The organism is Dysgonomonas sp. 25, assembly GCF_010501075.1.
Taxonomy (GTDB): Bacteria; Bacteroidota; Bacteroidia; order Bacteroidales; family Dysgonomonadaceae; genus Dysgonomonas.
Genome location: NZ_QVMN01000004.1, coordinates 279,482 through 303,816 on the forward strand (window position 1 = coordinate 279,482; position 24,335 = coordinate 303,816).

Annotated in this window: 23 protein-coding genes; 3 read left to right on the top strand and 20 right to left on the bottom strand. The window is 40.7% G+C overall.

Annotation, left to right across the window (positions count from 1 at the left end):
- Positions 1–151: 151 nt before the first annotated feature.
- Positions 152–1,981, top strand: a complete 1,830-nt coding sequence (locus D0T66_RS08865; RefSeq protein WP_163356954.1) for an SLC13 family permease — start codon at positions 152–154, stop codon at positions 1,979–1,981.
- On the opposite strand, the gene D0T66_RS08870 is transcribed toward D0T66_RS08865, so the two are convergent.
- Both D0T66_RS08870 and D0T66_RS08875 read right to left on the bottom strand, forming a co-directional pair.
- On the bottom strand, positions 1,978–2,475 hold the full coding sequence (locus D0T66_RS08870; RefSeq protein ID WP_163356910.1) for a GAF domain-containing protein: 498 nt from the start codon (positions 2,473–2,475) through the stop codon (positions 1,978–1,980). The two genes, D0T66_RS08865 and D0T66_RS08870, sit on opposite strands and share 4 nt — an antisense overlap.
- A complete protein-coding gene (locus tag D0T66_RS08875) occupies positions 2,475–3,938 on the bottom strand; it encodes a capsule assembly Wzi family protein (RefSeq protein ID WP_163356911.1) in 1,464 nt (487 codons plus the stop codon). Before D0T66_RS08875 ends, D0T66_RS08870 begins: the two co-directional genes overlap by 1 nt.
- Before the next feature lie 396 nt (positions 3,939–4,334).
- On the opposite strand from D0T66_RS08875, the gene D0T66_RS08880 reads away from it, so the two are divergent.
- Positions 4,335–5,261, top strand: a complete 927-nt coding sequence (locus D0T66_RS08880) for an SPOR domain-containing protein (RefSeq protein WP_163356912.1) — start codon at positions 4,335–4,337, stop codon at positions 5,259–5,261.
- Positions 5,262–5,309: 48 nt separating this feature from the next.
- Here the strand turns inward: D0T66_RS08880 and upp are convergent, their stop codons facing one another.
- Complete coding sequence (upp, locus tag D0T66_RS08885; RefSeq protein WP_163356913.1) at positions 5,310–5,969, bottom strand: uracil phosphoribosyltransferase; 660 nt, start codon at positions 5,967–5,969, stop codon at positions 5,310–5,312.
- A gap of 99 nt (positions 5,970–6,068) precedes the next feature.
- On the opposite strand from upp, the gene D0T66_RS08890 reads away from it, so the two are divergent.
- Complete coding sequence (locus tag D0T66_RS08890; RefSeq protein ID WP_163356914.1) at positions 6,069–7,439, top strand: rRNA cytosine-C5-methyltransferase; 1,371 nt, start codon at positions 6,069–6,071, stop codon at positions 7,437–7,439.
- 6 nt (positions 7,440–7,445) lie between these two features.
- Here D0T66_RS08890 and D0T66_RS08895 read toward each other — a convergent pair whose 3' ends face one another.
- The 17 genes from D0T66_RS08895 to D0T66_RS08975 all read right to left on the bottom strand — a co-directional run bounded on the left by D0T66_RS08895 (position 7,446) and on the right by D0T66_RS08975 (position 24,247).
- A complete protein-coding gene (locus tag D0T66_RS08895; protein WP_163356915.1) occupies positions 7,446–7,916 on the bottom strand; it encodes an energy transducer TonB in 471 nt (156 codons plus the stop codon).
- Between the two features lie 8 nt (positions 7,917–7,924).
- Positions 7,925–8,740, bottom strand: a complete 816-nt coding sequence (locus D0T66_RS08900; protein ID WP_163356916.1) for a glycosyltransferase family 2 protein — start codon at positions 8,738–8,740, stop codon at positions 7,925–7,927.
- 2 nt (positions 8,741–8,742) lie between these two features.
- The gene (locus D0T66_RS08905; RefSeq protein ID WP_163356917.1) at positions 8,743–9,609 is read right to left on the bottom strand and encodes a glycosyltransferase; all 867 of its coding nucleotides are present in this window, start codon (positions 9,607–9,609) and stop codon (positions 8,743–8,745) included.
- Positions 9,610–9,621: 12 nt separating this feature from the next.
- Positions 9,622–10,896 (bottom strand): ATP-grasp domain-containing protein, encoded by a 1,275-nt coding sequence (locus D0T66_RS08910; protein ID WP_163356918.1) that lies wholly within the window; start codon positions 10,894–10,896, stop codon positions 9,622–9,624.
- A complete protein-coding gene (locus D0T66_RS08915) occupies positions 10,893–12,011 on the bottom strand; it encodes a DegT/DnrJ/EryC1/StrS aminotransferase family protein (RefSeq protein WP_163356919.1) in 1,119 nt (372 codons plus the stop codon). Before D0T66_RS08915 ends, D0T66_RS08910 begins: the two co-directional genes overlap by 4 nt.
- A 6-nt stretch (positions 12,012–12,017) precedes the next feature.
- Positions 12,018–12,875, bottom strand: coding sequence for a glycosyltransferase (locus D0T66_RS08920; protein ID WP_163356920.1), 858 nt, complete (start codon positions 12,873–12,875; stop codon positions 12,018–12,020).
- Entirely contained in the window at positions 12,872–13,723 is an 852-nt protein-coding gene (locus D0T66_RS08925; protein ID WP_163356921.1) for a glycosyltransferase family A protein, read from the bottom strand. The genes D0T66_RS08920 and D0T66_RS08925 overlap by 4 nt, the downstream gene beginning before the upstream one ends.
- A 7-nt stretch (positions 13,724–13,730) precedes the next feature.
- A complete protein-coding gene (locus tag D0T66_RS08930; RefSeq protein ID WP_163356922.1) occupies positions 13,731–14,522 on the bottom strand; it encodes a glycosyltransferase family 2 protein in 792 nt (263 codons plus the stop codon).
- 3 nt (positions 14,523–14,525) lie between these two features.
- Positions 14,526–15,518 (bottom strand): glycosyltransferase family 2 protein, encoded by a 993-nt coding sequence (locus D0T66_RS08935; RefSeq protein ID WP_163356923.1) that lies wholly within the window; start codon positions 15,516–15,518, stop codon positions 14,526–14,528.
- 3 nt (positions 15,519–15,521) lie between these two features.
- Positions 15,522–16,811 carry a nucleotide sugar dehydrogenase gene (locus D0T66_RS08940; protein ID WP_163356924.1) on the bottom strand — a complete coding sequence of 430 codons (1,290 nt, stop codon included), beginning with the start codon at positions 16,809–16,811 and terminating at the stop codon, positions 15,522–15,524.
- Positions 16,812–16,872: 61 nt separating this feature from the next.
- Entirely contained in the window at positions 16,873–17,898 is a 1,026-nt protein-coding gene (locus tag D0T66_RS08945) for a glycosyl transferase (protein WP_163356925.1), read from the bottom strand.
- Positions 17,895–18,710 (bottom strand): FkbM family methyltransferase, encoded by an 816-nt coding sequence (locus tag D0T66_RS08950; protein WP_163356926.1) that lies wholly within the window; start codon positions 18,708–18,710, stop codon positions 17,895–17,897. Before D0T66_RS08950 ends, D0T66_RS08945 begins: the two co-directional genes overlap by 4 nt.
- Positions 18,703–19,320, bottom strand: coding sequence for a DapH/DapD/GlmU-related protein (locus D0T66_RS08955; RefSeq protein WP_163356927.1), 618 nt, complete (start codon positions 19,318–19,320; stop codon positions 18,703–18,705). Before D0T66_RS08955 ends, D0T66_RS08950 begins: the two co-directional genes overlap by 8 nt.
- A 45-nt stretch (positions 19,321–19,365) precedes the next feature.
- On the bottom strand, positions 19,366–20,346 hold the full coding sequence (locus tag D0T66_RS08960; protein WP_163356928.1) for a hypothetical protein: 981 nt from the start codon (positions 20,344–20,346) through the stop codon (positions 19,366–19,368).
- Positions 20,347–20,348: 2 nt separating this feature from the next.
- On the bottom strand, positions 20,349–21,602 hold the full coding sequence (locus D0T66_RS08965) for an ABC transporter ATP-binding protein (protein WP_163356929.1): 1,254 nt from the start codon (positions 21,600–21,602) through the stop codon (positions 20,349–20,351).
- Positions 21,603–21,631: 29 nt separating this feature from the next.
- Positions 21,632–22,495 carry an ABC transporter permease gene (locus D0T66_RS08970; protein ID WP_163356930.1) on the bottom strand — a complete coding sequence of 288 codons (864 nt, stop codon included), beginning with the start codon at positions 22,493–22,495 and terminating at the stop codon, positions 21,632–21,634.
- An 87-nt stretch (positions 22,496–22,582) separates the two neighbouring features.
- A complete protein-coding gene (locus D0T66_RS08975; RefSeq protein ID WP_163356931.1) occupies positions 22,583–24,247 on the bottom strand; it encodes an AMP-binding protein in 1,665 nt (554 codons plus the stop codon).
- Positions 24,248–24,335 lie beyond the last annotated feature (88 nt).

Here is a 24,335-nt window from a genome sequence, read left to right on the forward strand (position 1 = left end):
TGATATATAAGACAGGAGGAGGCTAAGCGGTCTCCTTTAATCTTTTTTACAAAATAAACTTTTACTCATCATTGATGTTTCCTTATCTTTGCATTAACAAAGACGCTAATTAACAAGAATATCTATGACACTATCAACCATCTTCTCACCGATGAACATTACGCTAATCATCCTTGTGCTGACGGCTTTTTTCTTTATGCGGGGAAAAGTTCGTTCCGATTTGGTTGCGATTTGTTCAATGCTCGCCTTAGTAATATTCGGTATTATCTCTCCAACCCAAGCTTTGGAAGGATTCTCCAGCTCGGTAGTTATTATGATGGTAGGGCTTTTTGTTGTAGGAGCTGCGATCTTCCGGACGGGTTTGGCCAAAATGATTAGTAGCCGTATCCTCCGTCTGGCAGGGAATAGCGAGAACAAGCTTTTTATACTTGTTATGCTCGTCACAGCTGCAGTAGGTGCATTTGTGAGTAATACGGGAACGGTCGCAGTTATGATGCCGATAGTGGTCAGTATGGCTGCCAGCGCTAATATCGACTCGCGCCGTTATCTGATGCCTTTGGCTTTTGCCAGTAGTATGGGGCTATTTACTTTGATCAGTACTCCGCCCAACCTTGTGATTCAGGAAACCCTTACGAGCAATAATCAGGAGCCTTTGGCTTTCTTTTCTTTTGCTCCTGTGGGATTTGTTTGCCTCACGGTAGGTGTTGTGGTATTGTTCTTCCTCAGTAAGCTATTGGTGTCGAAGAAAGATACTTCGGTAAACAAGGATAAGAAAGGCCGTTCATTGGCCGACTTAGTTGCATCTTATAATCTGGCACAACAATCGTATAGGATTGATGTGACTTCCGATTCTTCATTGCTGAATAAGACGCTTGCCGAATCAAGAATTGCATCCCTGTACAATATCTCGATTGTGAAGATTGTCCGTAGAGACAAAGCATATCGTTTCCGGAAAGTCTATATCGAAGAGGTTGCCGGGCCGAAATCGGTAATCATGAAAGATGATATTCTCTATTGTCAGGGAGATAAGGAGAATATCGACCGTTTCGTATCAGACAATAACTTTTCTATCAACCAGGATCCTGCCCGCGAAGGCTTTACTGGTTTCCAGGAATCGGGAATTGCCGAAGTGTTTATTATGCCTAACTCCCGCTTGATAAACCGTACGATTGCCGAGATACAGTTTCGCGAGGAGTATAATGTAAATGTGTTGGGTATCCAACATGACAGGGAGTATCAGATGAACGAGATCAAAGATGTAAAGCTGAAATCAGGCGATGCTCTCTTGGTGCAGGGTACTTGGGAAGACCTTGCCCGCTTAGATGACAGGCAAAGCGATCTTGTATTGGTTGGCCAACCTTTGCAGGAGGCTTCTAAAGTGACTTTAGACCAAAAAGCTCCTATCGCAGCGGCTATCATGGTCTTGATGATTACTGCAATGGTGACCAATGTTGTAGCTCCCGTAATAGCCGTGCTTGTGGCTGCCGTACTGATGGTTGTTACGGGCTGCCTGCGAAACATGAAGGAGGCATACGATAATATCAACTGGGAAAGTATTGTACTCATCGGTGCTATGATGCCGATGGCTGCTGCATTCTCCAATACGGGGGTAGATAAACTCATCTCTGGGGCATTGGTAACTTATCTGGGCGATGTCAGCCCTTATGCCCTGCTTGCCGGTATCTATTTCTGTACATCCATACTCACCTTGTTTATCAGTAATACCGCTACGGCTATTCTTTTCGCGCCGATTGCCATGCAGGCTGCTCTTACGATGAAAGTGAGTCCATTGCCGATGCTCTTTGCTGTGGCAGTAGCTGCGAGTATGTGCTTTGCATCGCCGTTCTCCACGCCGCCGAATGCTTTGGTGATGTCAGCCGGAAGGTATACCTTTTCGGATTATATCAAAGTCGGGTTGCCTCTACAGATAATTATGGGGATAGTAATGGTATTGGTGCTGCCGCTTATCTTCCCTTTCTAAACGCTGTATTTATCCAGATTGGCTTCGATGATGCAGGCTAATATTTCTAAGTAGCCTCCGTCTATCTCGTCAAAATGGGCTAAGTGTTCGCTGTCAATATCTAAGATGGCAACTACCTTGCTGTTTCTGCGTATGGGTACGACTATTTCCGAACGGGAGGCGCTATCGCACGCAATGTGTCCTTCGAACTGCTCGACATCGGGGACGATAATTGTTCTGTTTTCTTTCCATGCCGTTCCGCAAACACCTTTTCCGTATTTGATTCGGGTGCAGGCAATTGTCCCCTGAAAAGGGCCTAAGACCAGTTCTTCGCCTTTGGCAAAATAGAACCCCACCCAGAAGAAGCCGAATGTCTGCTTCAAAGCGGCGGCTATATTGGCATAGTTGGCAATTGCATCCGGTTCCCCTTCGATTAAAGCCTTTAACTGTGGGAGAAGATGCTGATATTGTTCCTCGCGGGAGGAAGCCGTTAATGTAGATAGATGTTCTGCCATTATTTGATATTGAATTCCTTTGATATTTTGAACTGTACACCTAAGTTTTTGCCTATAAACATGTTGGAGTTGTCATACGCTACTCCGCCACAGAATTTCCAGCCATCCAGACTTGGATTCGAATATCGCAATTCGACGGAAGACATAAAGTCTTTAGCTTTTTTAGGTAGTTTTCGCAAAGGTGTTCCATAGCCCTGCGAGTAGGTAACGAGCGCCTTGTACGATAAATTCTCGTGTAGCCAACCTTCCGCTCCTAAGTGATAAGCGGCTATTTGGCTATTCAATATCGCGAGACTTTTACCTTTATAATACACAGGCGAGGTCAGTAGCGGATTTCCGGTCACAAAACCGTGGTGCTGGTTAGAGATATAGCTCCAGTTATTATAGTAATCGTCTGCCGTACTGATATGTATCCAGTTCCCGTCTTCGTCGTATTCCCTTGGTCCGGATTGATGTCTGGTATAAACAAATTCGAACAGGATAGTCGATAACAGTTGCTTTTTATTGAAGTTGTATTCTACTCCGTATGTCCCGTCCGGATAGTTCATATACTCGATTCCCGAACGATCGTCGAAGAAGTGTTCGTAGAAAATCCGAAGACTGGAATTGTTTTTGAAGTTATAATTGAATACTAAGTGGTAGCTCCCCCAAGTCTCGCCCAATCTGTTTATCTGGTCTTCGTCTCTTGCATCTCCTCCTCCCGAACGGTGTGTAAACACCTTGAACATATCTTTCAAACTATGCGGATTAGAATAGCTCAGGGTATCGTTGTCATATCTGTCTCCGCCCCATTGGGTAGCAATCTCGACACCGGCAATCAGGTTCCATGCCGATTGTGGCTTTTCGAGTTTCATATACAGGTATTTATGATGGAACAGGGCATTTTTCAGATAAGTGCCATTTCCGGCTTTATTCCTGTAATCATTGTCGGTATAGAAGCCGTACGAAACACCGCCCATAAACGACAAGCTATTTTTGGTAAAAGGAAGCGGAATAAATTCCTTTGTCGAAAGTTCGGCTTGCGGGATTGGTCTGTAATTGTTGGAAAGGCTTAACCCACCAGTCGAAAGGCTGTTGTTTCGGAAAAGCATTTTTCGTTCTTTTTGTCCCAAGGATAATCCGATTTTCTGATATTTCAGGTCGAGATACAGCTGCTGCACAAATACATCCGATTCCAGGTTATTGGCTATAATGAAATCCCCTCCTGCCGAAACGCCTATTTTCGAGATAGACTTGTCTACGAAAATTCCGGCGCGCAGGTATTGGTTGTTCCGTTCGTGCCAGCCGATTCCATATTGGTTGTTGATCATCCAGAAAGGTGCATTATCGCCTGTGGTAAAGATACCCGAAGCTTCTGTCTTTATCAGGATTTCATTATCCGGCTCTTTGTCGAGAAACTGCGCATGAATGGACGCAAAAGGAAAAAACAATAACAGTATCGATAGTTTCAAATATTTGTTCATAAGTTATAATTATAGAGGTCGATTGGCATATTCTCTTGGTCGAGATTCGTATGTAATGGATTGATGCACAAAAGTAAGATTTCTTCTTGCTTCGAGCAAGTATATTGACTATTAATTTTATCAACCGAAAAAGTGACAATCGTGTCCATATTTTGTATTAGACTTGTTGTTTTTTTTATGAGTCGTATTTTTCTGCTTTTTGACCACGAAGCCTACAACGTTTTTAAAGAAATGCTTTTCTCATCAGTTGTTAACTTGCCTAATCGCCTACCTGTCAACCGATAAATAAATATAGATAAATTTGCAACTATAATTCGACAGCTAATTCACATTTTTAACTCTTTTATAAGGGCTTTTTTGTTTTTCCGATTCGTCGAAAAGTGATATATTTGTACTATGGAATATCAGATTGCGGATTATATCAACTACTTGCTTTTCTCGCACGATTGTGTGATTGTTCCCGGATTCGGGGGCTTTATTCTCAATCGCGAAGAGGCTGTGTATGAGGGTAAACGATTAACCGCACCTAAACTGTCGATAACGTTTAATCAGGAGCTCCGGCACAACGACGGCATATTGGTAACTCATTGCCAGACAAAGGAAAATATATCGTACGATGCTGCGTATAAAAAGATAAAGGCTGCTGTTGCAAAAATCAATCTCGATCTGAAACAGGGCAACAGGGTTGTGATGGGCAAAGTAGGTGTCTTTTATCTGAATGATAATCAAGCAGTCTCATTCGAGCCGAACAGTGCTTATATCCATCCCGATTATATAGGATTGAGCGAAGTGCGTCTGAATCCGCTTGCTTTTATGGTGGAAGAAGATACACCTTTGAGAAAGAGAAGCCGTTGGAGCTATATCGCTGCGGCAGCAGTAGTTGCGTTGTTCTTTATTTCGCCTTCCCTTCATATTGGCGAACAGAATGTTTCTGTGGGACAGCAGGCCGATTTTTCCCATTTGCTGATGACTACTTCTCCGGCAAATACAGCTAAAGATGCGGAAGTACCATCCGAAACAGCTGCCGTAACCTCCACTCTTGTGGAAAACGTTTCAGTCGAAATGCCTCAGGCGCAAAAAACGTCGTTGCGGACATATTATATTGTGGTTGCGAGCGAGACATCGAAGCGAAGAACAGATATCCTGCTGAATAAGATACAAAAAGACTTTCCTGACGCGGCTATGCTGAAATCGTCCGAACGGTACCGCTTGTATGCCGCTTCGTTTGATGATAAGGATATGGCAGAAGATTATCTGCAGACTTTTCGAAAAGAATATCCCAAATACAAAAATGCCTGGCTGCTTTCGCTGCGGAACAGATAAGAAGAAAGCCGGAATAATCCGGCTTTTATTTTTTATTGCTTGCAGCGATTAGGAATCCTTCTCACCGTAGGCTAAATCTCCTGCATCCCCTAATCCGGGAACGATGTATGCATGGCTGTCCAGTTCGGGATCGATAGCAGCCGCCCAGATAGTTGTCTTTGCCTGTGGGAAGTTTTTAGCGCAATAGTCGATTGCCTGCTGGCTGGCTATGATGGTTGCTATATGGATATGCTTGGGCTGCCCTTTGGTCAGGATAGCCTGATAAGATAAATCCATACTTCCTCCCGTTGCCAACATCGGGTCGGTGAGGATAAGTACTTTTCCTTCTACCTTTGGCGAGGCGATGTATTCGATGTGGATATGGAAACTCTCATGGTTTTCCCTATACTTGCGGTATGCCGATACAAAAGCATTCTCGGCATTGTCGAAGCAATTGATAAACCCATGATGGAATGCCAGTCCCGCACGCAGGATTGTGCCAATGACGATGGCATCCGTCGGAACATTAGTAACAGATGTTCCGAGTGGAGTCTGTGTTTCGAGTGGAGTATATTCTAATCTTTTGCTTATTTCGTAAGCCATAACTTCGCCTATCCGCTCTATGTTTCGGCGGAAGCGCATGCTGTCTTTCTGGATGTGGATATCGCGTAGTTCGCTCACAAATTTGTTGAGTATCGTGTTTTGTTCCGATAAATTGATAATTTCCATGTAGTATTTCTTTATAATTTTGTCTATTATAGTAATTTCAATATAGCCGATTGAAATAGGCAATACAAAAATAGGTATTTTTGCACAAAATATTGTTATATGAACCTACCTTCTGATTTTATAGGGCGCACAAAAAAAATATTAGGCGACGAATGGGAAGTTTTCCTTTCGGCGCTTTCCGAAGAATCTCCTGTCAGTATCCGCTTGAATAAAAGGAAGTACCACGCGGGCGATTTATCCTGCAATGCTGTTCCGTGGTCTGAGGGAGGCTATTATTTGCCGTCGCGTCCCTCGTTTACTTTCGATCCCTTATTTCATGCAGGATGCTATTATGTGCAGGAAGCCTCGTCTATGTTTATCGGTCAAGCTTTCAGTCAATACGTCAAAGGAGAGGTAAAAGTTCTGGACTTGTGCGCTGCCCCCGGAGGCAAATCGACGTTGATAGCCGATGCTATTCCCGAAGGTAGTTTGCTGGTTGCGAACGAAGTAATCCGTTCGCGGGCGAATATCTTGTCGGAGAATATAACCAAGTGGGGCAATGAGCATGTTGTGGCAACGAATAACGATCCGGCGAAGATAGGTGAACTGACGCACTTTTTCGATGTCGTATTGGTCGATGCTCCATGCTCGGGCGAAGGTATGTTCCGCAAAGATGAGATTGCCATAAAAGAATGGTCGGTAGCCAATGTGCAATTGTGCAAAGAGCGCCAGCAGCGCATTGTAGCCGATGTATGGGCTGCCCTCAAACCGGGCGGACTGCTGATATATAGCACCTGCACCTATAATACGGATGAAAACGAAGATAATGTACAATGGATTGCAGACGAGTTCGGCGCAGAGGTATTACCCGTGCAAACGGAGGTAGAGTGGGGGATAAGTGGTGCTAAAAAAGGGAATCTCCCTGTTTACCGTTTCTTTCCGCACCGAACAAAAGGCGAAGGCTTCTTTATGGCACTACTCCGTAAGCCGGAAGGCGAAACTTATCAGCGGAGGGCGAAGAAAGATAAAGGCAAGGCAAAAGCCTCTGCCCCTCAATCGGTAAAGGGATATGTAGAGACTCCCGATAGTTTTGATTTTCTGCAAAGAAGAAATGACTGGTATGCTATCCCGAAGGCATACACCGAAGATATTCACTTCTTATTGCAGGAGCTAAATGTCATTTCGATGGGCATTCACTTGGGTGAGGAGAAGGGCAAAGATTTCCTGCCGGCTCATGGGTTGGCTATCTCAAACAAATTGAATAGGACGGCTTTTCCTGCTTATGAGGTGGACTGGCGGACAGCCATCGCGTACCTGAAAAGAGAACCGTTGTTGCTCGATGATCAGCCGAAAGGGTATATCCTGCTTACTTATAAGGGGATAGCTTTGGGTTTTGTGAAGAATATCGGGAACAGGGCTAATAACCTTTACCCGCAAGAGTGGCGTATCCGTTCGAATAACCTGCCGGCGAGCGAAATCACGGTCCTGTGATATAAGCTATTCCAATACAAAATTTATTGTTACTACAACTTCCGAGTACGTTGCGAATCCGTCTTTATCCTTAGATGGTACCCAATTGTTGGGTAAAGCCGACATTGCCCGGATGATTTCTTTATTAAACGAAGAATCGGTTGTCCGGAGGTATTTCACGTTTCCGGTAAGTTCTCCTCTCAGTCCTATTTCGAATGCCAATATAGTTCGCCCTCGTATGCCGTTTTCGATGGCTGTTGTGGGATATACGATTCTCTCTTCTATCTGGGCTTTTAGTATTTTGTTGCTGCCCTCTTTGTATCGGGGTAGGGTAGCCCCTTCTTCGACTTTATAAATAACAGTATCTACTTCTATAGGTGCTGCTCTCCATGTGCCTAAATCGCGGGTTGATTCGATAAATCGCGGTTTACAGGATGTTGTTAGGACTATGACAATGAAAAAAGCGGAAACGAGTAGCAGTGGGATTATTTTTTTCATCCGGGTCGTTATTTAGCTAATCCAATGGAACGAAGTATCTTGCGGAAGGCATGAAAGCCATAATAAATCCATTTGCGCGAATGGACAAAGTCTATAATGTAACTGTCTGCTTCCAGATGCTTTAATCTGTCGTACCGCTTGAGTAAGGCAGCAGGCATATATTGCTCTGCAATAGCCCGCCTTTCTTTTTGTATAGCCACTCCGCCGATGGTCGAACTAAGTCCTTCCATATTGTAGATGACAATGTTTACATCTTTGTAAAGCACAGTTTCGCGCTTCATCCCGATGGCAATGAAGAACAACTTCCAGTCAGCTGTTATTCGGAGGCTTTCGTCGTATAAGCCGTATTTTGCAAAATTATCCGTTTTGATAAAGAATGCCTGATGGCACAGGTCGCCACTGTATATGTCGTATAGCGGCTCGCTCCAGTCGCGCTCCTTATACGATTCGTTGAGGGTATATTGTTCGCCTTTCTCTTCTACGAAGTTTCCGCAAATAAAGCTTTCGTGCGGATTACCTTCAAAGATTTTTTTATACACTTCGTCCGATACCAGCCGGTCGCCTGTATTCAGAAAATGCAGGTATTCACCTTTGGCGGCCTTTATACCTTTATTCATCGCATTGTAAATGCCTGTGTCGGGCTCGCTTATCCAATACGATATCTTATCGGCATATTGTTGTATCACCTCCACGCTGCCATCGGTAGAACCGCCGTCTATGATAATAAATTCATAGTCGGTAAAGGACTGGAAAATAACACTCTCGATAGTTTTTATCAAGCCGTCCTTGTTATTCAAGTTGATGGTGATGACCGATAGTTTCATGGCTATTTTCGGAGATTTCTGATTAAAAATGGAGCAAAAGGGCGCAGGAAATTGTAAAAAGACAACTTGACTATTGCCCTGCGCATATTGTAATCTTTGGCAAAGGATAACTGATTCTTATATAGTCTTTTAACTTTGTTTGTTATCGCTTTGTGGAATTTCCTGTTGGTGTACTGGTCAAAATGGTATAGCAGATAAGTCATCCAGGCTGCTTGATTGACAGGTTGCAACTTGTGCGAAATACCCCCTTCGTGCCTTCTGTAAACAGACATTGCATCGGGCAGTATTTTCAGTTTCCCTTTTAGCGAGGTCAAAAGCTGTAGTCCATAATCACCATTAACGATTGTGCCATACCAATCGGGAATTTCGAAAGCCTCTTTCCGGTATACGATCGAAGCCGTCATTATTCCCCAGTCCTGAAGAATGACATCTGTTGTGGTCAGTTCGGTTTGCTTTGGCAATTTCCCTTTCTCAAAGATACCGTTATTCAAAACATCGGACACATTTGCACATAAAGAAAAATCGGGATGGCTATCTAAGAAATCTACTTGTTTCTGCAGTTTATGCGGGTCTGTCCAATAGTCGTCGCCTTCGCAAAAGGCGATGTATTTGCCTTGGCAAGCTTCTATATTGGCTATCCAATTGGACATAGAACCCATATTCTTTTCGGGCAACCTCAACCTGATAAGGTCGGGATACTTCTCTTTATATTCAATGCAGATAGTACGCGTTTTGTCTGTCGAACAATCGTCTCCTACAACAATTTCGATAGGAAATGTTGTTTTCTGGGCAATAATATTGTCCAGAGTCTGGGCAATATATTGCTCTTGATTGTAGGTTATAACAGAAACACTAACTATAATATTCACGACTTTCTTTTTTTAATTTTCAAGTAAAGACTCTACCATATCGGGGCTGAATACCGGGATGCCCAAATTAGCATGTACCTCATTCCGTTCAGCGAAAGAATCGTCTATGAAAATGGCAGATCGTGTTGTAATATGCTGAAATTTCTTATCTGATTGGGCGATATGAATTATTTTATCAAACAACCCATCTACACGGAATTTTTTTAACGAATCGGCTATGTTTTTACTGTGTTTTGTCAAAAGAATGACTTTCTTACCATTCGCAATACATTGATAAACAAACGCGATAAGTTGACGGTTTACTTTGTTCTCAATAATCAGGCAGTCGTCGAAATCTATGTATGCTTCGTCATATTCTATGCCAATTTTGTAGCGATTATCCAAGGCTCTGTCCAATTCGATATCGTAATCGTTTTCGGTGATGTTCAGATTGTATCCAAAGGCATCGAAAATGCTTAATAAAGCAAAATTTACACCCTTATTTCTGTATAAGGCCGAAGAACCTCCCATTCGCGAAGCTACTTCCATTAATACTAATTCGTTATCTGCATTCTCCTTTACCTGAAAAAACCATGCTCCTTGGAATTGTAAGGCGTCATTTATTTTTCTGGCATATTCACCGAAACGTTTATCTTTGACCGTTGTTGTATTTACACTTATACCATTGCTTATTCGTTGACGAACGCGTGCGCCAGAAAATAGCAACTTACCGTCTTTATCTGAAAAGCAGTCTATTGTATATTCCTTTCCGGGAAGATATTCCATAACTAAGCTGTCGGGATACTCTTCGAACTGGATATTCATTTTTTCGCGATCATTTATTTTCTTCGCCCCTCTCGATCCATATCCTATTCTGGGTTTCATAAACACAGGATATTGGCTTACCTGCTCAGGGTTGCTGAAAACACGCGGAATTGGTATTAGGCCATTTAATACATTGTATGTTTTCTCTTTCGATAAACATATCTTGGTCGTTTCAATTGGAGAAGATATAACCTTACAACCAAGATAAGCTTCATTTTCTTTCAAAATAGTCACCACACTGTCCATTGCAGGGTATATTGCGTCTATTTTCAGCGATTCTATTATGGATTTTAGTTGAGGAAGGAAATCCTTTTCTGTGACAAAAGGTAAGTCTCCAATGTATTGCTCGAAAACAAAGCGGCCATGATCTGGAACACTGTTTGCCCCAAACAACCTTACGTGTGCCGAATAACGAAGTGATCGATGAATTTCAAGCGCAACTTCCGAACCGCAAGGGAAAATTAATATGTTGAAAGGTGTCATCTAAGTTTATTTTTTATCAACGTACAGATTCTTGTTACATCCTCTGCCGATAAATTCGGATAAATCGGTAAACAGATAACCTCTTTGGCTGCCTGCGTAGAAACAGGGATGTTGCTTGCCGAAGATGATGGTAATCCCTTGTACGTCGGGAAATCGCTGATAAGCGGATAGAAATAGCGGCGTCCCATAATATCATGCTTTTGCATGCCGAAGTACAGGTCGTCGCGCGTCATACCATATTCCAATGCGTTGACGCGTATCGGGAAGTAAGCATAGCAATGTTCTACCCCTTCCATATCATCCAGATAGCTGATTCCTTCAACACCCTTCAGCAGCTTGCGATAGAGGTCGGCAATTTCTTTACGTTTAGCGATATAGTTATCGACATGCTTCAATTGAAGTAAGCCGTATGCCGCCTGCAATTCGTTCATTTTGGCGTTGATTCCCGGCTCTATAACTGTCACTTCGTCTTTGAATCCGAAGTTTTTCAATAAGTCGATACGTTGCTTTGTCTTCTCGTCCTGACAGATAATAGCACCACCTTCGATGGTGTTGTATGTCTTGGTCGCATGAAAGCTGAGGATAGACAGGTCGCCCCAGTTGAGGATGGATTGACCATCCTTTTTCACCCCGAAGGCGTGGGCAGCATCGTATATCACCCGCAACCCGTAAATGTCGGCAATGCGTTGTATTTCCTCTACCTGACACGGATTTCCGTATACATGTACAGGCATAATGGCTGTCGTTTGCGGGGTGATGGCAGCTTCAATCTTTTTAGGATCAAGGTTGAAATACTCATCTTCGATGTCGACAAACACCGGTTTGATATTGTTCCACCACAGCGAATGCGTCGTCGCAACAAAACTGAACGGCGTAGTAATCACTTCGCCAGTGATGCGTAGTGCCTGCAAAGCCGTAATCAGCGCCAACGTTCCGTTCGAAAAGACAGATAAGTATTTCACTCCGAGATAATCGGCCAGTTCTTTTTCGAAATCTACATGGAAAGGCCCGTTATTGGTCAGCCATTTGTTGTCCCATATCTGTTGCAGGTAAGGGATGAATTCTTCCAGTGGCGGCAAAGCCGGTTGTGTGACGAATATCTTTTTATTGCTCATATTTTTTTACTTTTTAAGTCGTCTGTATAATTTGCGTAGCGGGAGCGGAGTCATATGCTTGATTTTGTCCCGGAATCCCAGTTCGCCGAATATACCGGCGCGTATTCTTCTTTTATGTTCCTTAAATGCCTCGGTATATTTGTAATCGAGGAATTTATCGTAATTATCTATCAGTATAATCATTTCGCGCCCTTGCTCCTCCAATGTCATCTTCGACCATTGTCCGTCGGGCTGGATGCGATAAGCGGACGTTACTTCTTTCAGATACGCTTGATAACCATATTCTCCCATCACCATGCCCAGTAACCAATCGGCAAACACCATCTCGAATATGCTATTGTTGAGTTTCTGGATATTCTCGAGGCGGAAAGTGCAACATGAGAGTGTCCCTATCTGGTTTTTCAACGCAAGGCGTTCACTGGTGAAAAGTTCGTAATCTTCCGGCAATTTCCAGTCGTATATTTCTTCGCGGTTTTCCTCGATAAATAACCGAAGATGGCGATTGAATGCCATCGAACATTCGGGATGTTCTTCGAGAAACGAAACATGCGATTGCAGATGGTTCGTCAACCAGTAGTCATCCCCTTCGAGGATAGAGATATACTTTCCTGTACAGGCGGCGTATGCCCGCTTATAGTTTTTGATATAGCCCATGTTAGGCTCTTTCGGCAGGAAATTGAAGGTGAAGCCTTTTGGCGCTTTTGTAGCATATTCTTCTATAATAGCCAAAGTATTGTCGGGCGAACTATCGTCGGCAACAATAATTTCCACATCGGCGTCTACCTGCTGCATAAGGATACTTTCTACCGTCTGGCGAATGTATCCTTCTTGTTTATAGGTGATTAATATGACGCTTATTTTCATCTACGTTTCTTTTTGCCAACTATTTTTTTCCAAGCTTTTCCTATTAATTCAAAAGGCTTGTATACGATGCTTCCTATCCTCCATTGAGGTTGTTCTTTGAGCCATATGACTTCTCTTTTGAATTGATCTGCTTCGATATGATCCCGTAAAGGGTTGAAATATCTCAGATATTTTTCCTGATGGTTTCTGAATAGTTGTATCAGCAATTTTTCATTTTTTTCCCTATCGACAAGAGTGGAACGGGATATTTCTTTGATCCGGTAGTACAGATGGAAGTCATTTAATTTGACAACTTTCGTCTTGTCATCTATTATCGACAACCAAAAATCCCAATCCTCCAAGCCGTCTCTCATGTTTTCGTTATATCCCGATGGAGGAAAAACGTCTCTACGGAACATGGATGAATTTGTAATGGGGTTTTTCAAAAACATATTCTCGAATTTGTATTCGGGAGAGATGTGTTTGCCTTCTTTTACTCCAAAGAATATAGTATTACAATATATAATTTTTACATCCGCATCTTTTTCAAATATATCGACGGCTTCGCTGATGTAAGATTGACTGATTTTGTCGTCGCCATCCAAGGGTAATATGTATTTTCCTTCAGATTGGTTGAATGCAAAGTTTCGGGTTGCCGATACACCGCTGTTTTCTTTATAGAAATATTTGAAGCGTTTATTTTTCTCTACCCATTTCAAAGCGACTTCCTCCGAATTATCAGCTGAGCCATCGTTAACTATAATACATTCCCAATTACTGTATTCTTGGTCTAATACAGATTGCAGTGCTTCATCCAGATAGGGTGCCTGATTGTAACACGGGACAATTATAGATACTAACGGTTGCATAATAATATTATAGTTTAAGCCACTTTAAGAATCCTACCTTCTTTAACAGTTTAACACTAAAGGATGTTTTTATTTTATAGAGTTCCAACATATTACTATACCATTCTGTGTATATCTTATAATATGCAGGGAATGAGAATTCTATATGTTTGCTTCTTTCTTTATGTATCAACTTTTGGCTTTCCGGCAGGGAACTGATGCCATTGGTAAAGAAAATCACATATGATTCGTTGACATGCTTGAATGTAGCATTATTTTTCAATATGCTATCCATGAAAAAAGCCCAATCGGACACAATTTTGAAATCTTCGTTGTAGTAGCCGTATTGTACTAATTGTTCGCGCTTTATAAAGGCTCCTGCGTGAGGAAGACTGTCGGTTGCGAAATAATAAAAATCAGGATGGTCGGAGTATGTTTTAATATAAGCATCTGTGTTATCCTCATTTCTTATTTCGAGATCGAAATAGATAATATCCTCACCTTCGATATGAGCTATGGCTTTATTGAAATCTATATCCTGTAACAGGATGTCGCCGCTATTTATAAAAGTGACATACTCGCCATTAGCCGCTTTAATTCCCTTATTCATAGCGTTGTAAACGCCCGAATCCGGTTCGCTTACCCAGTATGTTATCTTGTCGGCATATTTCTCAATAACCTTTACGCTGTCATCGGTCGATGCACCGTCGATAACAATATATTCTATGTTATCAAAATCCTGATTGATAACACTTTTGATTGTCTTTTCGAGACCAGCGGAGTTATTGTAGTTTATTGTTATGACCGAAAGTTTCTTCATGCTTTAAAAGCGAAACCCGAAAAACTGTTTAAATCCTAAGTTTCGTAGTGTAAAGGTAAATAATTTGCTCCGAAATAAGTTATATTTGATGCAAAAGAGGAAAAAAGAGGCTTTTTTGTAATCTCCTTTGCTGATAAGATGGTGTTCGAGAAAGAAGCTGTTCAATTCTTTTATAGCAGGGATATTGACTTTAATATCTTCGGTTGCGGAAGTCGTGACATGCGAATAGATATTGTCGTAGAATTTAGCAATCGCTTTGTTGCATTCGTCTTTATCCGCTCGTTCCTGAACCACAGGATAAAAAGTTTCCAGATATAATTTACTCCCTTGCAGGAAAAACTTCATATTAGCTTTCTTGTATTCAACGCGATAAGAGCAATCGGGTGCGGCATTCGGGAAAACTTTGAATACTACATCCTTTACAAGCAAAGCCCGCGTATGAAACTCCGGATCTTGCAATCGTGGGAAGCGTTCGTCAAAACCTTTCAACTGCTCTTTCAGAAACTTATTATTCCAGAACGGACAGGTGATAGCCCAAGGCAGATTATGCGCTAAAAGAGCATGCAAGTAATTGGGATATTCGTTTGTCAGTAAACGCCTTTCTGTATCTCCGTTCGGAGTAAATGCATCCATCTGAAAGACGGCAAAGTCCAACTCTTGGTGTCTCTGCATCGTTTCCACTCTCTTCTCCAGACAGGTTGGGTATAATAAATCATCCGAATCGAGAAACATCAGATAGTCTCCGGTCGATTTCTCTATCCCGATGTTTCGGCATACAGTCCCGCCTTTTGGCATCCGGTCACGTGAAAACAGTTTGATGCGTTCATCTTTTTCGGCGTATCGATTAACTATCGAGCAGGAACTATCCGTCGAACCGTCGTCTACAATCACCATTTCCCAATGCGGATACGTCTGCGCCAAAACACTTTCTATTGTTTCGGAGACATATTGCTCTGTATTGAACAGCGGAGTTATAATGGAGATTAAAGGATTCATCTTTTATAATCTGGCATCGACAAGTTCGCGGTCGACAAATGCTTTAACATCGAAAATGACCGCACCTGCCTCTTTATATTTCTTATAGTCGAACGACTTGAACTCGTCGTGCATGACACATACAATAATTGCTTGATAATCTTGGTTCTTGTCGAATGCGGGGAGGATATCCAAATTATATTCCTCTTTCACTTCTTCTGCATTAACCCACGGATCGTATAAGTCCACAGAGATTCCGAATTCAGTTAATTCCCGATGTATATCAAATACCTTTGAGTTACGGATATCGGGGCAGTTCTCCTTGAATGTCACTCCCATAATGAGTGCTTTGCTGCCACTAATTTTAATGCCTTTTTGTATCATCATTTTGATGGTCTTGTTGGCAATAAATGGTGCGATACTGTTATTAACTCGCCTACCCGATAAAATAACATCAGGATGATATCCGACCGAAATGGCTTTTTGTGCCAAATAGTATGGGTCGACGCTGATACAGTGTCCCCCAACCAATCCGGGTTTATATTTCAAAAAATTCCATTTCGTAGCGGCAGCTTCCAATACGTCGTTGGTGTCGATACCTATTTTGTCAAAGATGATAGCCAGTTCGTTCATAAAGGATATATTGATATCCCGCTGGGTATTTTCGATGACTTTAGAAGCTTCGGCAACCTTCATGCTTGGAGCGCAATGCGTACCGGCTTCAATGATAGAAGCATATAGGTTATCAACAAATATGGATATTTCCCCAGTTGAGCCCGAGGTTACTTTTTTTATCTTGGTCAGGGTATTTATTTTGTCGCCGGGATTAATCCGTTCAGGCGAATAACCGCAGTAGAAATCCTGATTGAATTTCATGCCCGAAGTTTTTTCCAGTTCAGGTACACAAATTTCTTCCGTACATCCAGGGAAAACCGTGGATTCATAAATAACAACATCACCTTTAGACAAAGTCTTCCCTATCATCTGGCTCGCCTTGATAAGCGGGTTCAGATCAGGGCTGTTGAATTTGTCGATGGGGGTAGGAACGGTAACGATATATATGTTATACGCTTTCAGATCTTCCGGGTTGTGAGAAAACCGTAGGCCATTCTCGTCCTTCTCACCCAAAGCTATCATTTCACAAAGCTCTTTCACATCCGCTTCGCGGGTATGATCTTCTCCTTTGCAAAGTTCTTGTATCCGTTGCTCGTTTATGTCAAAGCCAAGAACCGGATATTTCTTTGCAAATTCTATTGCAAGGGGCAATCCTACATATCCCAATCCAATGACAGCTATTTTTATATTTTTATTCATTTTAATTGATATTGTTACAATAATGTACCCCAATTTTAGCTTTATAGGCTAAAATATTAGCCTATAAATTGCTTATAATCTTTTTTATTGCCCAGATCGGGAAATAGAAAAAATTCTTCACAGTATATCTTTCTGCTCGTCTCTTTTTCTCCCACTCCTTTTGTCTTGTTTCTAAATATTGATTTCTAAGAACAACATAATGGCAAGGAACAGTAATTAGTTCGAGGTATTTATATTCTATTAGAGCTTCGAAATATTCTTTATATAGAATATACAAATCAGAGCCTTCTGTTAGTTGGTAACGATTCTGGTGCTTCGAAATCTCCAATGGCATATTCGGTTTAAATGAGCTGAAATGAAAAAATGTCAGAGGAATATCTTTATTGATATAATACTTACCCTGTTGAAAAGAGATTTCTCTTTCGTGAAAGTTCCAATAAGCAACGTTGTATCCCAAATTAGAAGATATCTGTACATTCTCAAAAAAGAGAGGAGCATAATTCATTGGCAGTTGATCGACAAAGAATCCATCGCATGCACGGTCGAAGCATTTTGTCTTAAGTTTGTTCTGCCACCACTTTAATAATTTTATACTCTCGTCACAAGGGCGTATAGCGAAAAATCCCAGATTGTATATCCCATAATTCAAAAAAACATTCTCTCCCGGGATTTTATCATCAATATCCAGTGGTGTCAGGATGTGAGGCGTTAATATTGCACTATGTCCCTTTAAATCATTTTCTATACTTGTAAGCTTATCGAAAATTTTGATATCTGGATCAAAATATATAATTGTTTCAGCTTCCGGATAGGTATTTATAAAATGTAGGAAGAATGACGGTTTTACGGCTGTATTCAGTTCGATGATATTATAATTGTAAATCATCCAATCGAAATTTTCGACACCAATATTTTCTACTTCAATAATCTCGAAAGTATCGAAAGGGCTGTAATCTACAGCATCATTCCTTTTGTCACATAATCCGATAATGAATTTATAATCAGGATTATTAGTTGTTAATGAATCGCCAAGTACTTTAGCTTGTGATAGATAATTATTGGAGCAGACAGTGAAGGCTATTTTCATAATCTATAAGCAAATATATTCAACTGTAAATCATAATGAGATTGATGGCTATCGACAAAAGGCATAGGCATATTGTTCCATGCTTCTTTTATATAATATTTGAATCCTGCTTTTTTGAGAACCAGAAGTATTTCATCTAATTTTTGTTCATTGTTCAAGAAACTATGATATTCGATAAAAAGATTCTTTACATTAATAAGTTTGTCAGCACAATCTTTGAGAATATCATACTCTACTCCTTCTATATCTATTTTCAGAAAATCAACTTCTTTCTCTAAATAATCCCTTAATCTTATAGCTTCTATCTTGGTAGAGCCTTCTCTTCCTTCTACGATCTGGCCACCAACAGCCCCGTCAGACATAAACTCTAATGTTGTGTTGGCTGTCCATACAGCTTTGGATACAATCTCCACATCATCAAACCCAAAGCTATGTAGATTGGATGATAGAGTTTTTGCAATATCTTGATCTGCTTCAAAAGCAATTACCTGTGCCTTTGGGTATAATCTTTTAAAATAAATGGCACTCAACCCGACATTTGCTCCGCAGTCAAGGATTAATGGGGTTTCTTTTTTTGAGTGAAACCGGTAAGTCTCATCAAGAAAGATCTCATTCAATCCATGTATATACCAAAAGAAATTAGTTATATCTATTTTTTTTCCGAAAAGGAATGTGCTCAAAGGCCCACTCTCTTTTCTTAGGCGATTCATTTCAGAACTGTTTATTCCTAATTTCTTTTTATATGGTTTGTTTGTCTTTATATTGACTGCAAACTTGTAAAAAGGATATATTATCTTATTTATTTTACTCATGATTTACGTTTATCCATTTTTTTTGTTCCAAAGAATATGTTTTTATTAAACGTGCAGGGATGCCTGCAACCATAGAATAATCAGGGAACGATTTAGTTACAACAGAATTTGCTCCTACAACACAATGTTTACCAAGTGTAACTCCTGGTAATATACTTGCACGATAACCAACAAATGTGTTTTTGCCGATTTTGACAGGCCCTTTAGAGTATAAATCCTGATCTTTAGGCGAGATTTCTTTTTCAGCATCTATTCCGTGTGCATGGTCTGATATATAAATATATTCGCTAAACAAACATCCATCCCCGATTTCTATATTATCGATGGCTGTTATGCAAGCATAATTTCCTATACGTACATTATTACCTATTGTTATCGAAGGGGAAAATTGTTGTCTGTTGTAAGATAAGAAAGTTCCTAACCATGCATATCGTCCAATAGAAGAGTTATCTCCAATGCGAATAAATTCGCCTCCATCTATTTGCATAGGGTTGTCTATGTAAGAGTGTAGTCCAAAAGAAATTTTCTTAGCTTCTTGCAAGGCATACAGTATATCCGGAGGGGAACCTAAAAATATAGCCTTTAGCCGTTTGTACACTTTCTTTATCATTTGAAATTCTTACTTATCAGTTTTTAAAATGAAATATGCAATGATTTAATGATTATTAGTTACTAACTGTTCTTTTATATCGTCATCGGCGAACCTAAACCAGCTTTTTTTCTGAATACTTATAACCTTATCGAAAGGCATTGCCATCCCCAGGAATAAACCTACATTTGTGGTATAAGTTCCCAAAAATAAATCGGATTTTTTAATAATTTCTATAGATGAAAATAATTTTATCAATTTTGCTTTCTTTTTATCTTTCGAAATCGCACTGAATTCTTTATGGTTATAGCCTCTTTCATCAGGTGTTGTCAAAGTTTTAACATTCCATTCAGGATAGTTTGAGCTCACTACCTCTATGATATCATAATCATCGGTGAGTATAAAGAGATCCTTTGTTTTTGAGTACTTTGCAGCTGCATCGAAGTATTTTTCTATAGGGCAAGGTAAGCATTCAATAATTTTATCGCCTCTTCTTATTTGCATAGAAGTATAATGCGTAGGAAGGCTTAGTTTATTTATATGAGATTGAATTTGTTCTATTGTCTGATCATTGTATCGATAAATCATTTTTAATATTACAGAGGCTGCTTCCCTTATATCTCCGTGGATACCTAACGACGGGATATCAAAAATCTCGCCATCAAATTCCTTGCTAAAATATTTATGCCACAATTGATACGTCCAAGAAGTGTTTCTATTAAATAATTTATAGATAACCCATATTGGATAGTGCCTTTTTTTTATCTTTTGAGGTTTTGTATATCTATCATTATAAAAATGATGTAGAAAAAAAGTTGTTTCTTTGCAAAAAGGAAGAAAAAAATCTCTCCAACCTTTTTGATAGGCAAAATTAGCATCTTCAGAATATAAAATAAATTGATATTCGTATTTGAGGCAGTATAAAATAGCAAAGATCATATTAGACACCTCTGAATAGAATCCTGCGTCGGCTCCTAAGTGAAATACATATTTCTTCTTGAAAGAATTATTTAATAATTGATATTCTTTTAAAAGATCTTTATCCATTTTTATAGAATTAAGAAACCATTGTCTTTATACTCAAATTCCAAGCCTGTAGCACCAGTCTTGCCTTTTGATATTATTTGAACAAAATAAGGTATATTCATAAATAGTTCTATATTGGGTTGATGAAGTGAAATTCCCAAGTAAAACTCTCCTTTAGTCATATTAGAAGGCAAATGAAGGGTTTCTTCTATTCTGAATTTTCCTTTTTCAAATTTTGAATTCGATGCTTTTACATGCCCGGGACTGAATATCCCTAATCTGACCTTTCTATAATCATACAAAACAAGCCCCAAAGACATGTTTTTCTCCGATATATTTTCTCCTTCTATGACTATATGTATGTCTGAATTATTTTCGTCGATACAAACAACATTACTTTCAGAGTCGTTTATCGATATGTTGTTTATAATGATATTGTTGGATAGGTATTCAATCCCATTTATAATTCTTTCTTCCGAAAAAGTTTCATCTTTTAGATATTCATCGATAGAGTCTTTTACGCTTCCTTGAAACGAAAGTTGTCCATCTTTCAATACTATGCCTTTTGTGCAAAGGGTCTCTACAGCTCCCATATTATGGCTCACAAAAAGTACCGTTCTACCGCCTTTTTGCGAAACATCCTGCATCTTACCGATAGCTTTTTTCTGGAACTCAGCGTCACCGACAGCAAGAACCTCATCAACAACAAGAATTTCCGGTTCGAGGTGGGCAGCGATAGCAAACCCCAAGCGGACAGTCATACCCGATGAATAACGTTTAACGGGTGTGTCGATGTACTTCTCAACTCCGGCAAAAGCAACTATCTCATCGAGCTTTTGGGTGATTTCCGCTTTTGTCATCCCCATAATAGCGCCATTCATATAGATGTTTTCACGGCCTGTCATCTCAGGATGAAAACCTGTCCCGACTTCGAGGAGAGAAGCGATTCGCCCTTTCGCCTTGATACTTCCAAGGGTGGGAGAGGTAACACGTGAAAGAAGTTTAAGAAGCGTCGATTTTCCTGCCCCATTCTTCCCGATAATACCTATGACATCGCCTTGTTTTACATCGAATGATATATCCCGCAAAGCCCATACATACTCGCTTGTTGCTTTGGCTGATCGGTCGTTTGTTTCGCCGATTTTGAGATAAGGATCTTCTTTTCCGCGAACTAAGTGCCACCATCTGTTCAGGTCGTGGCTGATTGTTCCCGTACCGATAACACCTAATCTGTATTGCTTGGATACCCCTTCGAATTTTATTGCTATATCTGACATATAATTTGTCTTTGTGTTCTTATTCCTTGTTATACGATATCTATGAAACGTCTTTCTATCTTGTTGAAAGTAATGATACCGATAAGCATAATAACCACTGTAAATACAAAACTGTACAATAATGATGCCCAAGTGAATGTTCCCACTCCCATAAAGGCATATCGCGTAGTTTCGACAATGGAAGTCATTGGGTTCAGTTGGATAATCCACATATACTTGGCATAATTCTCTTCCATAATGGATAATGGATATATAACAGGAGTTACATACATCCATAACTGTACGATAAATGTAAAGAGAATGGCTAAGTCCCTGTATTTAGTTGTAAGAGAAGAAACGATTATACCGATACCGAATCCTAATCCTGCCGACATCATAATCAGTACAGGGAAGAGGAAGATGTATTCCGTAAAATGGACTTTCGCTCCGTTCAAGTAAAAATAGAGGTAGATACCTAAAAACAACAGCAACTGTATTCCGAGTTTTACAAGATTGGAGATGATGCTCGAAATAGGAACGACTAACCGGGGGAAGTAGACCTTGCTGAATACACCGGCATTCGAGGAGAATGTACCGGATGACTTATTCAAGCAATCGGCAAAATAAGTCCAGGTTAATATCCCGGATAAGTAGAAAAGCATCTGCGGTAATCCGTCTGTCGATATTTGAGCTACCCCACCAAAGACAAACATGAATAAAATCGATGTGAAAAGCGGTTGTATTACAAACCACAAAGGTCCCAATATCGTCTGCTTATACATCGTTACGATATCGCGCCGGATATACATCTGCACTAAATCGCGATAGGTCCAAACTTCTTTGAGATTGAGTGTGAAAAGTTTGCTTTGAGGTTTGATGACTAAGTCCCAATGTTCCTTATTCGAATCTGTCATTATACTAAATTATGTTGTTACCGTAAAAACGCTGCAAAGATAGTAAATTTGCTTGGAACAATATCTTAATAGAAGTCAAATATATCATTAAGATTCATAAAGATAGCGTTTGATGCTCCTTTTAGGTGTCTTTTCAAATTCTTCAGAGACAATTTCAATCGCCGCTACCTTCTCATAATTAGCCAGCCTGTTATTCAATTGGGTGAGATTCTTCTTCATTATCTCTGACAACTTGGCATGTTTTACTTTGTCCGAATCTAATTGCTCATAATCAGGATGTACCAGTGCTATCAGCTTCTTGTCTCGCTGAACTACCAGGCATTCCGCTACATAAGGCATATTACTCAATTTAGTCTCGATTTCTTCCGGATAGATATTTTGCCCGCTCGGGCCGAGCAGCATGGCTTTGCTCCGTCCTCTGATAAAGATATGTTTCTTCTCGTCGATAGTGCCGAGGTCTCCCGTCCGCAGCCATCCGTCGTGTGTGAAAGCCGCTTGTGTAGCCTCCTCATTCTTGTAATATCCTTTCATTACATTCTCGCCTCTTACCTGTATTTCGCCTACAATGTTGTAAGGGTCTTCCGAATCGATACGGACTTCCATGATGTTGTCGAGTACGTGCCCGCAAGATGCAGGGACGAAATCGAAATAATGATCGTACGAAATCAAAGGCCCGCACTCCGTCATTCCATAACCGACCGTGAACGGGAATTTGATTTTATGGAAGAATGCTTCCACTTCCTGATTCAACGCTGCCCCTCCGATTATCACTTCGTAGAAGTTGCCCCCTAAAGCTTCGATTAATCCATCCCGCATTTTCTTGTAGACAAGATTGCGTATGATTGGCAATTTCAAGGCGAGCCGGATAGAAGATTGCTCCAGTTTGGGTTGTATGGCTTTCTTGTATATCTTTTCGATGATAAGCGGCACGCAAACTATCAATGTCGGCTTGATTTCGGTAAATGCCTGAAGCAATAATTGCGGCGAAGGTTTCTTTCCTAACAGGGTGACATGGCATCCTTCGGAAAGAGCGAACAGGAACTCGAACGCTGCTCCGTAGGCATGTGCCAATGGGAGGAATGAGATTATATCCTGCCCCGGGAATAAAAGCTCCAAATGATGGGCATAGCCGATATTGCCCGTCAGGTTGTTGGCTGTAAGCATCACGCCTTTGCTGGCGCCCATTGTCCCCGACGTGTAATTGATAAGGACAACCTCGCTGTTGTGCACATACGCATATCGGATGTCCTCTTTCCTATATCCCTCCGGATAAAGGGTTTGCATGCGTTCCTCCAAAGAAGAAACGACAGCAGACAAAGAATTGTCCTTGTCGTACAAACAAGCGAAGTCCAAAGTGTCGGTCGATAATGCTGCTTTGACCTGTGGAATCGCTTCTGTATTAAATTGCTTAAACAGCGACTCTTCGGCAAATAGCAGTTTAGCATCCGAGTGGTTGATGATATACTGGATATTATCAGGATGAAAGTCCTGTAATATCGGTATTATAACCGCACCGTAAGTAAAGGTTGCCAGATATACCACGCACCAGGGGATATTGTTTTTGCCGACGAGGGCTACTTTATCGCCTTGTGTTATGCCGGCCTCTTTCAATAGAATGTGTACGCGGGCTATCTCGCGGGCAAGATCTTTATAGTACAATCTCTCCTTTGTCGAAAAGTCCGACAAAGCGGGCAGTTCCCAGTTCTTGCGAAACCCTGTTTCATATGTCTTTACAAAGTTCTGTACCAGCATACACTATTGCTTTGATGACTTTCTAATAGTAAATATACACATTAGAAAGGTTCGATTGTTTTAATAATCCTTAAAATTGATACTGCTA

What these genes read in the sequence shown, in the direction of transcription:
- D0T66_RS08865 (WP_163356954.1), top strand. Translation starts at nt 152, where the DNA reads ATGAACATTACGCTAATCATCCTTGTGCTGACGGCTTTTTTCTTTATG.
- D0T66_RS08870 (WP_163356910.1), bottom strand. Translation starts at nt 2,475, where the DNA reads ATGGCAGAACATCTATCTACATTAACGGCTTCCTCCCGCGAGGAACAA.
- D0T66_RS08875 (WP_163356911.1), bottom strand. Translation starts at nt 3,938, where the DNA reads ATGAACAAATATTTGAAACTATCGATACTGTTATTGTTTTTTCCTTTT.
- D0T66_RS08880 (WP_163356912.1), top strand. Translation starts at nt 4,335, where the DNA reads ATGGAATATCAGATTGCGGATTATATCAACTACTTGCTTTTCTCGCAC.
- upp (WP_163356913.1), bottom strand. Translation starts at nt 5,969, where the DNA reads ATGGAAATTATCAATTTATCGGAACAAAACACGATACTCAACAAATTT.
- D0T66_RS08890 (WP_163356914.1), top strand. Translation starts at nt 6,069, where the DNA reads ATGAACCTACCTTCTGATTTTATAGGGCGCACAAAAAAAATATTAGGC.
- D0T66_RS08895 (WP_163356915.1), bottom strand. Translation starts at nt 7,916, where the DNA reads ATGAAAAAAATAATCCCACTGCTACTCGTTTCCGCTTTTTTCATTGTC.
- D0T66_RS08900 (WP_163356916.1), bottom strand. Translation starts at nt 8,740, where the DNA reads ATGAAACTATCGGTCATCACCATCAACTTGAATAACAAGGACGGCTTG.
- D0T66_RS08910 (WP_163356918.1), bottom strand. Translation starts at nt 10,896, where the DNA reads ATGACACCTTTCAACATATTAATTTTCCCTTGCGGTTCGGAAGTTGCG.
- D0T66_RS08915 (WP_163356919.1), bottom strand. Translation starts at nt 12,011, where the DNA reads ATGAGCAATAAAAAGATATTCGTCACACAACCGGCTTTGCCGCCACTG.
- D0T66_RS08920 (WP_163356920.1), bottom strand. Translation starts at nt 12,875, where the DNA reads ATGAAAATAAGCGTCATATTAATCACCTATAAACAAGAAGGATACATT.
- D0T66_RS08925 (WP_163356921.1), bottom strand. Translation starts at nt 13,723, where the DNA reads ATGCAACCGTTAGTATCTATAATTGTCCCGTGTTACAATCAGGCACCC.
- D0T66_RS08930 (WP_163356922.1), bottom strand. Translation starts at nt 14,522, where the DNA reads ATGAAGAAACTTTCGGTCATAACAATAAACTACAATAACTCCGCTGGT.
- D0T66_RS08935 (WP_163356923.1), bottom strand. Translation starts at nt 15,518, where the DNA reads ATGAATCCTTTAATCTCCATTATAACTCCGCTGTTCAATACAGAGCAA.
- D0T66_RS08940 (WP_163356924.1), bottom strand. Translation starts at nt 16,811, where the DNA reads ATGAATAAAAATATAAAAATAGCTGTCATTGGATTGGGATATGTAGGA.
- D0T66_RS08945 (WP_163356925.1), bottom strand. Translation starts at nt 17,898, where the DNA reads ATGAAAATAGCCTTCACTGTCTGCTCCAATAATTATCTATCACAAGCT.
- D0T66_RS08950 (WP_163356926.1), bottom strand. Translation starts at nt 18,710, where the DNA reads ATGAGTAAAATAAATAAGATAATATATCCTTTTTACAAGTTTGCAGTC.
- D0T66_RS08955 (WP_163356927.1), bottom strand. Translation starts at nt 19,320, where the DNA reads ATGATAAAGAAAGTGTACAAACGGCTAAAGGCTATATTTTTAGGTTCC.
- D0T66_RS08960 (WP_163356928.1), bottom strand. Translation starts at nt 20,346, where the DNA reads ATGGATAAAGATCTTTTAAAAGAATATCAATTATTAAATAATTCTTTC.
- D0T66_RS08965 (WP_163356929.1), bottom strand. Translation starts at nt 21,602, where the DNA reads ATGTCAGATATAGCAATAAAATTCGAAGGGGTATCCAAGCAATACAGA.
- D0T66_RS08970 (WP_163356930.1), bottom strand. Translation starts at nt 22,495, where the DNA reads ATGACAGATTCGAATAAGGAACATTGGGACTTAGTCATCAAACCTCAA.
- D0T66_RS08975 (WP_163356931.1), bottom strand. Translation starts at nt 24,247, where the DNA reads ATGCTGGTACAGAACTTTGTAAAGACATATGAAACAGGGTTTCGCAAG.